The sequence below is a fragment of the Pseudidiomarina mangrovi genome (assembly GCF_003999375.1).
GTDB lineage: Bacteria > Pseudomonadota > Gammaproteobacteria > Enterobacterales > Alteromonadaceae > Pseudidiomarina > Pseudidiomarina mangrovi.
Genome location: NZ_RJLC01000014.1, coordinates 84,806 through 96,916, shown reverse-complemented (window position 1 = coordinate 96,916; position 12,111 = coordinate 84,806). Strand labels below are relative to the sequence as shown.

At 52.2% G+C, this 12,111-nt stretch carries 11 protein-coding genes; 5 read left to right on the top strand and 6 right to left on the bottom strand.

Annotated elements, in window-relative coordinates:
- Positions 1-37: 37 nt before the first annotated feature.
- Entirely contained in the window at positions 38-853 is an 816-nt protein-coding gene (mutM, locus tag EFO84_RS06190; protein ID WP_127347183.1) for a bifunctional DNA-formamidopyrimidine glycosylase/DNA-(apurinic or apyrimidinic site) lyase, read from the top strand.
- Here the strand turns inward: mutM and bioH are convergent.
- Positions 850-1,623, bottom strand: a complete 774-nt coding sequence (gene bioH / locus EFO84_RS06185) for a pimeloyl-ACP methyl ester esterase BioH (protein ID WP_127347182.1) — start codon at positions 1,621-1,623, stop codon at positions 850-852. The two genes, mutM and bioH, sit on opposite strands and share 4 nt — an antisense overlap.
- A 32-nt stretch (positions 1,624-1,655) precedes the next feature.
- Here bioH and EFO84_RS06180 point away from each other — a divergent pair, with 32 nt between their 5' ends.
- Complete coding sequence (locus EFO84_RS06180) at positions 1,656-2,363, top strand: ComF family protein (RefSeq protein WP_127347181.1); 708 nt, start codon at positions 1,656-1,658, stop codon at positions 2,361-2,363.
- Between the two features lie 21 nt (positions 2,364-2,384).
- On the opposite strand, the gene EFO84_RS06175 is transcribed toward EFO84_RS06180, so the two are convergent.
- Complete coding sequence (locus EFO84_RS06175; protein ID WP_205701952.1) at positions 2,385-5,015, bottom strand: M14 family zinc carboxypeptidase; 2,631 nt, start codon at positions 5,013-5,015, stop codon at positions 2,385-2,387.
- Positions 5,016-5,159: 144 nt separating this feature from the next.
- Between EFO84_RS06175 and nfuA the strand changes: the two genes are divergently transcribed.
- Positions 5,160-5,738: a Fe-S biogenesis protein NfuA gene (nfuA, locus tag EFO84_RS06170; protein WP_127347179.1), complete on the top strand. Its 579-nt coding sequence runs from the start codon at positions 5,160-5,162 to the stop codon at positions 5,736-5,738.
- A 100-nt stretch (positions 5,739-5,838) separates the two neighbouring features.
- A complete protein-coding gene (locus EFO84_RS06165) occupies positions 5,839-7,242 on the top strand; it encodes a DUF4397 domain-containing protein (protein ID WP_127347178.1) in 1,404 nt (467 codons plus the stop codon).
- On the opposite strand, the gene EFO84_RS06160 is transcribed toward EFO84_RS06165, so the two are convergent.
- The gene (locus tag EFO84_RS06160) at positions 7,213-8,526 is read right to left on the bottom strand and encodes an MATE family efflux transporter (RefSeq protein WP_205701951.1); all 1,314 of its coding nucleotides are present in this window, start codon (positions 8,524-8,526) and stop codon (positions 7,213-7,215) included. The two genes, EFO84_RS06165 and EFO84_RS06160, sit on opposite strands and share 30 nt — an antisense overlap.
- Here EFO84_RS06160 and EFO84_RS06155 point away from each other — a divergent pair.
- Entirely contained in the window at positions 8,489-9,547 is a 1,059-nt protein-coding gene (locus tag EFO84_RS06155; protein ID WP_127347176.1) for a polysaccharide deacetylase family protein, read from the top strand. The two genes, EFO84_RS06160 and EFO84_RS06155, sit on opposite strands and share 38 nt — an antisense overlap.
- 6 nt (positions 9,548-9,553) lie before the next feature.
- On the opposite strand, the gene EFO84_RS06150 is transcribed toward EFO84_RS06155, so the two are convergent.
- The 3 genes from EFO84_RS06150 to EFO84_RS06140 are packed head-to-tail and all read right to left on the bottom strand — an operon-like array spanning position 9,554 to position 12,111.
- Positions 9,554-10,177 carry an SCO family protein gene (locus tag EFO84_RS06150; protein ID WP_127347175.1) on the bottom strand — a complete coding sequence of 208 codons (624 nt, stop codon included), beginning with the start codon at positions 10,175-10,177 and terminating at the stop codon, positions 9,554-9,556.
- 12 nt (positions 10,178-10,189) lie between these two features.
- Positions 10,190-11,113, bottom strand: a complete 924-nt coding sequence (cyoE, locus tag EFO84_RS06145; RefSeq protein WP_127347174.1) for a heme o synthase — start codon at positions 11,111-11,113, stop codon at positions 10,190-10,192.
- Between the two features lie 14 nt (positions 11,114-11,127).
- On the bottom strand, positions 11,128-12,111 hold the full coding sequence (locus EFO84_RS06140) for a COX15/CtaA family protein (RefSeq protein WP_127347173.1): 984 nt from the start codon (positions 12,109-12,111) through the stop codon (positions 11,128-11,130).

Here is a 12,111-nt window from a genome sequence, read left to right as displayed (position 1 = left end):
ATGATGCGTAAAACAAGCACCCTATGAGTGAGTCCGTATGCCAGAGTTACCTGAAGTTGAAGTGAGTTGTCGCGGTATAGCACCGCACCTACAGGGGCAAACTATTGGTGCCGTCACTGTCCGTGATAAGCGTTTACGCTGGCCTATTCCGGACAGTATTCAGCAGTTGGTTGGCGCCACCATTAGCAGCGTTGAACGTCGCGCAAAATATATCGTGATCACCACCAACCAGGGCTACTTGCTGATTCATTTGGGTATGTCGGGATCGTTGCGGGTATTACCGCATGATGCCCTGGTGGTGAAACATGATCATGTTGATCTGGTGCTGCACAATGGCTTTCTGTTGCGCTTCAATGATCCGCGTCGCTTCGGCTGCTGGCTGTATAGCGCCGAGGACCCGCGTCAGCATCATGTGTTAATGCAGACGCTCGGCCCAGAGCCCTTGACCGAACAATTCAGCGGTGACTATTTGCACCAGCAAGCGCAAGGCAAAAGCCAGTCAATTAAGACCTTTATCATGGACAACCATGTGGTGGTTGGGGTAGGTAATATTTACGCCAACGAATCACTATTTAAAGCGGGTATTCACCCTAAACGCGCAGCCGGTAAGGTCAGTAAACAGCGTTATTTAGCGCTGGCACCGATTATCCAGCAGACGCTGGCGCAGGCGATTGAGCAGGGCGGCACGACTCTGAACGACTTTACTAACCCCGATGGCTTACCGGGCTATTTTAAGCAAGAACTGATGGTGTATGGCCGCGGCGGGCGCCCCTGCCTAACCTGTGCCACTGAGCTCAAAGAAATTCGTCTGGGTCAGCGCAGTACCGTGTATTGCCCAGTCTGCCAGCGCTAAGACGGGGTATGGTCGAGTAGCGCTTGGCAGAACACCTCAGGTTCGTTAACAAACGGCGCATGGCTGCAATGCGGCAATATAATCGCTTTACTAGTCGGCGCTAACTGGTCTACATAGGGCACCACTGCAGCCGGTACCAGTGAATCAAGGCGCCCATAAATACGCAGCATCGGCATGCTTAAACGCGCTAGCTCAGCACGTAAATCTACGCTTGATAACATATCTAGGCCGGCATCCAGCACTTCGGGCTTCGCCATCGGCTTACTAAATAGCCATTCTTTGATTTGCTTCACATCGGCTTTAGCGCTTTGGCTACCGAGTGACTGCAAGGCGAGAAAGCGCTCAACGGTGCGCTTAAAGTCAGCACTCAATTGGCGAGCAAAGGTATTGAGGATATGCGGGTCGATGCCTGGCCATTGGTCAGCGGCAGGAAAGTAGGGCGATGACGCCACAGTAATCAACTGACTGACACGCTCTGGGTAGCGCAGAGCGATAGCAGTAGCCACCAAACCACCTAACGACCAACCCAGCAATTGGCAACGCGCTGGCAGCGCTGCGGCGGTTAATTCGACCAACTGATCAAAACTGATGGGCACAGCACTTGGCCATGGTGATTCACCGTAGCCGGGTAGGTCGATACAATGCAGCCGTCGGTGAGCCTGAAGCGGCGCGGCGACAGCCTGCCAGATAGACGCGTTTAAGCCCCAGCCATGGAGTACAACAAGATCCGTTCCAGCGCCACTGACGGATTGCCACACAGGGGTTACCATAGGTCTACCTTTCACCGCTCAAGGAGGAGCGTATGGTAGCCTTGTTCGATTACTTTGCCAAGTTGCCCATCGGTTGCTGTTGGGTGTGTCAACAGAGTTTACTGGTGGGCGAGCATGGCGGGTTTTGCCAGCCGTGTTTGCGTGATATGCCGCGCTTACCTCCCAGCTGCTTGCGCTGGCGCTGTCAGCAACCCGATTTGGCGGTTGGGCGCTATTGGTTTGCGGCGTTGAGTTGGCAGCCCGAGGTGGCGCAGTTGGTGCACCGCTTTAAGTTTCATGGCGCTACCGAGCTGGCGGCAATCTTGGCACCGTTATTGGCGGCGCACGTACAGCATTGCTATCGGCTACGGCCGCAGCAATGGCCTGATTTGCTGGTCGCCATGCCTATAACCCGCAAGCGTTGGTTGAGCCGTGGCTATAATCAAGCCGCGTTGCTGGCGCGACAACTGCAACCTATGTTACAGACTCCATTTGCTCCAGGACTATTGCGACGCTTGCAACAACAAGGGCAGCAACAACATCGATCTGCGGCCGGCGAACGTTGGCAAAACATGGCCAATAGCATGCACTGTACTCGCTCAGTTGAGGGCTTAACCATTGCTTTGATTGATGATGTGTTGACCACTGGGGCGTCGGTATCAGCAGCGGCAGATGCGCTGCTGCGACGTGGGGCGAAAGCGGTTGATGCGTGGACGCTGGCGTATACCGAGCCGCATCAACCGCGCAACGAGGTTGCTTAGTTAACCTTGGTAGGTTAACCGCTAGTGCGCATGTGCTGCTTCAGCCGCTGCTGCTTCTGCATCAGCGGCATCTTCGTCAGCATTGGCACTTGGGCTAACTGCGGGTGCCATAAAAATAGCATTACTCAGTAACTTAGCCGTGCCCCAGAAATAAGCGCGGAAGTTGACATCGTCGGTAAAGGCAATCACCCGCCCTTGGCCTTTACGGTGACCAACAATAGCCGCTTTCTGGCTGAGAACTTCACGGTTTTCGACCGCTGCGTAACCACTCAGTAACGGCTGTTGCTGATAGCGTGCGGCGACTAAGAATGGCTGCTCAGGAATTTCCATAGCCAACAGACTATCTTTAAAGATCGGCAAGTTAGCGCGCGGGAAACCGGCTAGCAATGGGTGACTAAGGTCGAGGTCAAGGCCAAAAATAGCCCCAGCAACACGGCGCTGACCATAGTAACTATCGCGATCGGCAAAGCTTAACGTGCTGGTGTCGAACTTAGCATCAAAGGCATCATTGGCAACAAACTTAGCGGCCAAAATGTCATTCTCAGCAAGCCAACGCGCGCCGCCTTTCTGCCCAATCACCACACCACCCTGATTGACCCATTGCTGGAGGCGATTGGCACCGCTGTTACCGAGCGAGCGATAGCTACCGTCAACGAGGATAATGTGGCTGTAGCGGTTCAGATCAATGCGATTGAAACGGTCGGTATCGACGAGGCTCACTGGTACACCGACGTGACGATCAAGGTAATACCACGCTTCACCGGCCTCGTACATGTCGGCATCATTACCCACTAGCATCATCACCGAAATAGGCTCAACTGGGCGTAAATCGCGGCTACCGAGGTCAATACCCGTTGGCGTCAAGCCAGTGGTTATAGCGTGCACGGTCAGTTGATTTTCGGCGGCAATGGCGCTCAATTGCTGCTGCACATCAGCCCAATCATGCTGTTGATAGGCGCGGGTGACCACCACAGCGCCCATATCAAAGCTCTGCTCACCATTGGTTGTGCGGGCGCTAAATGGCTGATCGGCTTGGCGTACATGAATACCGGCGCTGAGCAGTTGCTGCAGTGCGCGCGGTGCAAAATAACCATGCCAGCTGAAGGCATAGGCGTAGGCATCTGCTGGTAGTGCGCTAGTGCTAACGACTGGTGCAGCTTGATAGGCTTGTTCAGCGTACTTAATAGAGCGGCCATCAAACTGCGCAAATGGCACATTGAAAGCCATTGGCAACGTCCAGCCCGAGACATCATAAAAGGTGTTATCACGGAAGTTTTGGTCGCTGTTGAAGATCGCTCTGATCAAGGTGTATTGCGGCTGTGCCAGCGGCACATAGTAGCTGTTAGCAGCGCGATAGGTGACTTTATCGATGGTGACATCTGCGGTTAATGGGTGAGCCTGAATACCATGTTGCTGCAGGATGTCGAGCATGCCTTGCAAACGCGCTGGGTCGGTACCGTCGCCAAACACATAGCCTTTAAAGTCAGCTTTTTTAGCTTGCTCAAGGGCAGTGCGATAGAAGCGCTGCTGATAGTCTAAAAAGCGCTCTTTGTTTTCGTGAGCACCATACATGGTGGTCAGCGAGGTCATAAATTGATTTTCAATGGTAAACGGGAATTCTAACAAGCCATTGATAGAATCTTGCGCATGGCCACGGCTCGAAGCTTGCTCGAACAAAATACCAATAGCACCTTGCACATCGGGATAGGTTGAGCCCTTACCCACGTAGAAGTCATCGAAGGCTTGCTCGGTGAAATATAAGCGGCCTTCTTGGTCCAATTTAGCGGCGTGATAGTCGGCCAACTTCGCCGTCAGAGTCACGTTTTCCTCTGGGGTGTTGGGGTTCCGGCGGCTTGGAATACCTGGCTGAAAGAAGAACGTGCTGTCGGTACCCATTTCATGAAAATCGGTGAGTACGTTCGGTTTCCACTTCTGGAAATTCGCGATACGGGCGCGTGATTCTGGGTGTTGCAATAATAACCAATCACGGTTCAAGTCGAACCAATAATGATTGACGCGGCCGCGTGGAATGCCTTGCACATGTTCGCGATGCTGCGGATCAGAGACCAAGTTCATGCTCTTATGCTGGTTTGCCCACTCAGCAAAACGCGATAGGCCGTCGGGATTCAAGCTTGGGTCGAACAAAATGATGGTATCGCGCAGCAGTTGTTCGATTTTTTCACCTTGTGCCGCAGCCAAGTAATAACCGTATAATAGCGCGGCGTTACTGCCACTCGGTTCATCACCGTGAATACTGTAACCCATGTAGAGCACTAATGGCGCGCTTTTAGTGTCCGCTTTGCTGGTTGGGTCAGACACAGCGATATGCTGCTGCCGCAGCTGCTCGATGTTGTCATGATTTTCTGGCGCGGTGACGGTTAATAACAGCAATGGCCGTTGTTGATGGGTGCGGCCAGTGTATTCAATGCCGATTCGGTCGGAGTGAGCGGCGAGCACCTCCATGTAACGGACCAGCTGGTCGTGGCGAACATGCCATTCACCCACCTCATAGCCCAACACCGATTGTGGTGTGGGTACACTGGGATCGTAGTCGACATCAGTGGGTAAATAGGCGCTCAATGGTTGAGCTACTGAGGCCCAAGTCATCAGCCCCAAAGATAAGCTGAGCAAGGCGTGAATGAAACGACGCATAATGATTTCCTTAACGCAAAATGGTAGTCAACAAGCTAGCAGAACTTATTGGCTACACCAAGCCTGTTACTATGCAACGCCTAATTTTTGCGATAAGATATACCCTACTATTTTACTCAAGTATAGCCATGAGGTGTACTGTCCATGATTCGTATTACTGAAAGCGCGCAGGCGCACTTTCGCAAATTGCTTGCCGATCAACCTGATAACACCAATATTCGGGTTTTTGTGGTGAATCCTGGCACTCCATCTGCTGAGTGTGGCGTATCCTATTGCCCACCTGATTCGGTAGAAACTGACGATCAATTATTACCGTTTAGCGGCTTCGATGCAGTTGTTGATTCATCCAGCGCACCATTTTTAACCGATGCCGTGATTGATTTTGAAGTGCAGGAGCTCGGCTCACAGCTGACCTTAAAAGCACCGAATGCTAAAGCTAAAAAAGTCGACGACGACGCACCTCTCATTGAGCGCGTTGAATATATGATTCAAGCTGAGGTGAATCCGCAGTTGGCCAATCATGGTGGCAAAGTCTCGGTCAATCAAATCACCGCTGACGGTATTGCCGTGCTGCAATTTGGCGGCGGTTGTAATGGCTGTAGCATGGTCGATGTGACTCTAAAAGAGGGTATCGAGAAAGAATTGTTAGCGCGTTTTCCGAACGAATTAACCGGTGTTCGTGATATCACTGAGCATCAACGCGGCGAGCATTCCTATTACTAATGTCATAGAGCCATGAGTAAAAATTGAGTTAAGGAAGTGATCCCATCCCGATGGTCTCCTCGTAAGTTTGTACGCCAATACAACAAACGAGGATAAATCTATGAATGGGATCACTAAATTTGGTCTCGCAGCATCTGCTGCTCTGATCTTAGCCGCTTGCGATGGCGGTAGCAACAACGAAGAAATCAGCGTAACGCCACCACCACCTCCGCCACCGCCCGAATCAAGTTTTGTGCGGGTGCACCACAGTGTTGCTGATGCACCAGACGTTAATGTACTGGTGAATGGTGACACGGTATTATCTGAAGTGCCATACACAGCGTCATCGGGTGTACTCGAACTCGACGAAGGCACATACTCTATTCAAGTCGATGGTATCTTACCCGATGGCTCATTTGCCACGGTAATTGGCCCAGCCGACGTGGCACTCAACGGTAATAACCGCTACGAAGTATTTGCGGTGGGTAAAGTGGGCGATGCCTCTATTGCGCCACTGATTATCGAAAACCCAGTCACCGACATCGCTGCCGGCAATCTGCGTTTGCAAGTTGTGCATGCAGCACCTGACGCCCCTATGGTCGATATTTATTTGACTGCTCCCGATGCCGACCTAGCGGCTGAACAAGCAGCAGCGACGTTAGAATTTGGTGACTTCACCCCGCAAATCGATGTGCCAGCAGGCGATTACCGCGTACGGGTAACCGTTGCCGGTGATCCGGCTGCCGTGGCCTTCGATAGTGGTACTTTGCCATTGGCCGCTGGTGCTGACTTGGTCATTGCTGCCATCGAAAATACCCAAACAGGTGAATCACCTGTGATGCTACAGGTCGCTGATGGTGAGTCGGCAACGGTCTTGGCTGATGCCAATGCTGGCGCGGAAATTCGCGTCGTACATGCGGTCGCTGATGCGCCCAACGTCGATGTCACCTTGAATAATGCTGATACTCCAGCCATTGCTGACTTAGCCTTCCGTCAAGCTACTGACTTTATCGGTTTAGCGGCGGGTGACTATTTAGTGGATGTTGCTGCTGCTGGCGGTACCCCCGTGGTGATTGATGACGCTGCCTTGACCTTAGCTACGAGTGATAGTTTTTCGGTCTATGCGGTCGGCGAATTGACCGGTGATGGCATTACCTTAGCGTTAGTTGAAGACCAACAGCGTCGTATTGCGACTGCCGCACAAGTACAAATTGTCCACGCTTCAGCAGCGGCTGGCCCAGTTGACATTTATGTCACAGCAACGGCTGACATTAGCACTGCTGATCCAGTCTTTAGCAATGTCCCGTTTGATACTACAGCACTAGCCTCTACCGGTTATGTACAACTGGCCGAAGGCGAATATGTGGTTACGGTGACGCCGACTGGCAGCAAAGACGCAGCAATTGGCCCGGTCACGGTCAACTTAGCAGCAGGTAATATCTATACTGCAATTGCTGTCGATGCCGATGGTGGTGGTGCGCCATTGCAATTGATTCTACTGGATGATTTTGTAGCGCAACCATAAGGCTTGGCTTAGCCCTCGGGCAGCCATGAACAGTAACAACGCCAACCACAGCCCGTGGTTGGCGTTGTCGTTTGTGAGCCAGTGCTGTGCCGCGTACCAGCTCGGTAAAAAAACCCCGAGAGCGCTAATCGCCATGGTGTTGCGCATCGCTTTGGTCTGCCCTAGGCCGATGTACACGCCGTCAAAGAAATAACTCCAATGGGCGACTAGTGGCATCAGCCATAACCAGGGCAAATACTGTTGCGCCTCGCTAATCACCGCGGGAATATTGGTTAATAGCCTAATGATGCCGTCGCCGAAGAGCCAGAATACTGCGCTATAAACCAACGCAAACAGCAATGACCAACGCAATCCGTGGCGGAGCCAAAAGCGTATCAAGTTGGTGTTGCGTTGCCCGCGAGCTGCACCCACCAGCGCTTCGATGGCGTAGGCGATACCGTCCAAGCCAAGCGAGATCAGCAATAAGAACTGCATGAGTACCGCATTGGCCGCCACCACATCGGTACCAAAGCGCGTGGCGTAAATGGTCATCATAGCTAGGCATAGTTGTAACAGTAAACTGCGCAGCATCACATCGCTGTTCATCGCCATAAACCGTTTCATGCTGAGTGGTTCAATGCGCCAATTGCGAAGCGCAGGCAGTAAGCTGCGCAGCAGCCATAACCCAACCAGGGCGGTGGATACTTCAGCGATGACCGAGGCCCAAGCTGCACCTACGACATTCAGTTTAAAGCCAACAATCAATACTAAATTGGCCACGACATTGATGGCATTAATACTGATCACCATCAGCATGGCTAGTCGCGCTTGCTGGCGTGCTAACAAGATCCCCAGTACCACCAAGTTGATGAGGGTAGCGGGCAATGCCAGTAATCGTATGTGCATATAGGTAGCGGTCAGTTCAGATAGCCTCGATTCGGCGTTGATCACGCTTAAACTCAGGCTTATCAGCCACGGGCTCAGCGCAGTTAATAGCACACCAATGGTGACCGCCAAGGTTAGTGAGTGTACGGTAATTTGTTGTTGTTGCTGGCGGTCATTAGCACCAAACGCAGCGGCCATTTCAGCGGTAGTGGTCATGCGTAAAAACACCGTTAGCAACACCATGAAGCTCACCGCAGTAGCTCCTAAAGCCACCGCGCTCAGGTAGATTGCGTCGGGTAGATGGCCTATGATGGCAGTATCAACTAAGCCAAGTAGTGGAGCCGCAATGTTGGACAAAATCATCGGTAAGGCAATCGCCAAAATGCGTCTATTCGGCTGTGTGATGGTGGTTTCGGGCATGCTGGTCATTCCGTTAGCAGCGCACGCGGGGGTGGCTATTTTGCAATATCATCATATTGGTGATGATACGCCACGGGTGACTTCAGTAACAGCCGCGGAATTACAGCAACACCTCGAGTATTTGCTTGAACATGATTTTACCGTCCTTGATTTATCTACCATCAGTACGATGTTAGCTGAGGGCAAGGCACTGCCACCGCGCGCCGCGGCAATTACCATCGATGATGGCTGGCGCAATGTGTACGACAATGGCAAAGCATTGTTTGCCAAGTACCAGCTGCCGTTCACTATTTTTGTAAACCCCAAATTGATGCGCGAAGCACCACACTTATATATGAGCTGGGAGCAATTACGCGAACTGCAACAGTACGGTGCGGTAATCGCCAATCACTCACAGTCGCATGAGCACATGACGCGGCGCTTACCAGGCGAAACCGAAGCGCAATGGCAGCAGCGTCAGCTAAACGAAATACTGGCCGCCCAGCAAGATATTGACACGGCGCTCGGTAGCCCGCAGCCGCGGTTGTTTGCCTACCCGTATGGCGAATTTGACCCAACCTTGCAGCAGTTACTCGAACAGCATGACTTTATTGCTTTTGGGCAGCATTCTGGGGTGTGGGGCCCGCTTACCCCAACCACTGCCATACCGCGCTTTCCGGCGGCGGGGCAATATGCCAATTTAACGACCTTGGCGACTAAGTTGCTGAGTTTGCCGTTGCCGGTGCTGTCGGCGCAACCGCAGTCGATGATAGTGGCTCATGAGCAGCTGCGGCCAACCATCACGGTGAACTTGGCTAATCTTGAGGATTTTCGCAGCAGTCAGCTCAATTGCTTTTATGCCGGTGAGGTACTGGTGCCACAATGGCAGCAGCAAAGCTTTTCGCTGACCTTGCCGGTGGATTTGCCGATTGGCCGTTCACGGGTGAATTGCACGGTACCTAGCCGTAGCCAAGCTGGGCGGTTTTATTGGTATTCACAACCGTTGGTCAGGCCTGATGCACAAGGCAGCTGGCCCGACTAACAGCCATTAGCGGAAGCGTTCGGCGAGGATCTGAAAATCACTCACTAGTTTGTCCATATTAACGGTCGGTAATTCACCTAATTGGTGCTCAGCATTGAAGATGGCGTGGCGATTGCCATTAGGGTCGACCAATACAATAGCGGCGCTGTGATTGACCAAGTAATCGGTCTCACCTTCATCTGGAATGGAATACATCAAGCCTAAATCGGTGACAAACGGGTAGAGCTGCGGGTGCTCGGCGCGCACCCCATAGAAATTCTCGCCAAAGAAGCTAGCGTAGTTGTTCACGCGCTCAACATCATCGCGTAGCGGATCGACCGAAATCATCCACACCTTCACCGGTTGTTCCGACGCGGCCACTAATTGCGGCATGATGCGGCGCAAGTCAGCCATGGTGGTTGGGCAAATATCTGGGCAAAACGTGTAACCGGTAAATAGTAAAGTCCATTGCCCGCGTAGTTGCTCATTACTGGCGGTGGCACCATCTTGTCCGGTCACCGCAAAAGGTGCTAGCGCGCGCGGTGGATTGTAAACCAGAGCTTGTGGTTGCGGTTGTGGTATTAAGTTGAACACGACTAAGCCGGCGACAAGTGCAGCAAGGGCGACCACAGCGATAAGTAATTTTTGCATGCAAGTATCCTCTTAAGCGAGCGGCGGCGTGACCAGATAGTGATCGACGAGCAACAAGATAAACAGCGCAAATAACTGCCAAATCGAAAATTTAAACATGTTATAGGCGGTGTGCTTGTTCGGCGAAAACTTGAGTTTCCAGGCGTACACCAAAAACCAAATACTCAGCACACTTGAACCGAGTAAATAAATCACTCCCGACATACCGACCACGTAGGGCAGCAGGCAGATCACCGCAAGCAAAATGGTGTACAACAAAATGCAGGTTTTGGTGAACTCCACACCGTGGGTGACCGGTAGCATAGGAATATTGGCTTTGGCATAATCGTTGGCGCGATGCACCGCCAGTGCCCAAAAATGCGGCGGGGTCCAGGTGAACACAATCATCACCAGCAACACCGCAAAAGGATGGATCTCATTGGTTACCGCCGTCCAACCTAACAACGGTGGTGCTGCACCGGCGAGGCCGCCAATGACGATGTTTTGTGGCGTCGCGCGTTTCAGATACATGGTGTAGATGACCGCGTAGCCAATTAAACTGGCGAAGGTTAGCCAAGCGGTTAGCATGTTGACCCACAGCGCTAACACCACAAAGCCAATGCTGCCAATCAAGGCTGAAAACGTGAGCACATGGCGTGGCGATAACGCCCCTGATGGCAGTGGGCGCCGCAGCGTTCGTGCCATCCGTGCGTCAATGTGACGGTCGACCAAATGGTTGATGGCGGCCGCTGAGCCAGACATTAGCCCAATACCAATCATCGCCGGTACAAATACCTGCCAACCAACCCAACCAGGCACGGCCATGCACATACCGACCACCGCAGTCACCAATAGCAGCAGTACCACGTTGGGTTTAGTAAGCTCGAGATAGTCGCGCCAATGGGCCTGACTTTTGTAGCTCATTTCTGCTGATTCAGGTTGCGTTGAGTTCACCATAATACATCCGTGCCTTACGCGTTACGCGCTAATTTATAGTTCAAGCCGACTAAGCTGGCTAGCAACATTACCCCGAACAAGTTGTGCAGTACGGCGACACTGAGTGGCAGATAGAACACCACGTTGCTAATGCCTAATGCGACCTGCACAACCAGTAGCAGCGCCACCCAATTTAAACTGTTACGAATGACTTTTGATTGTGCCCGACGATAGCCTTGCCAGAGCAACCAACCGACCACCAACATCACCACAATAGCACCAAAACGGTGGGCTACATGCATGGTCATGCGCTCTTCAAAGTCGTGCGTACCATACTGATAGGTGGAGGCTTCCGGAACCGAGAAGGCCCCGGCAACATCAAGACGATTCAGCCAATCACCTTCACAGATCGGCAATGCCGTGCAGGTCATCGCCGCATAGTTGGCAGCCACCCAGCCCCCTAGAGCAATTTGTCCAAACACCACCAGCAAGGCAATCAAGGCTAAGCCGCGCAGACTGCGCGCGTTGATATCACCCATGGGATTGTGAACTCGGCCGAGGCGTAAGCTGAGTAAATACAATAAACACAGCGTGCTGAAACCACCGAGTAAATGCCCCATGACAATCAGCGGTTGTAGATTCATGGTTACCGTCCACATGCCGAGAGCGGCTTGGAAGGTTACTAAGATCAACAGTAATAACGGCAATTTCACCGGTTGCGCCGGGTCATGACGCACTCGAATTAATGACCAAATGGCAATGACTAAAATCACTATGCCAAGTAAACCGGCAATGTAGCGATGAATCATTTCGTTCCAGGCTTTCTGGTTCTCAAGTGGAGCATCTGGGAATAACTGTTGTGCCTGAGCAATTTGTTCTGCTTCACTAGGTACCGTCAAAAAACCATAGCAGCCCGGCCAATCAGGACAGCCTAAACCAGCGTCGGTGAGGCGGGTATAGGCGCCCATAATAATGACGCACAAGGTGAGAATGATGCTGAATTTTACAAAAGCGCGCAT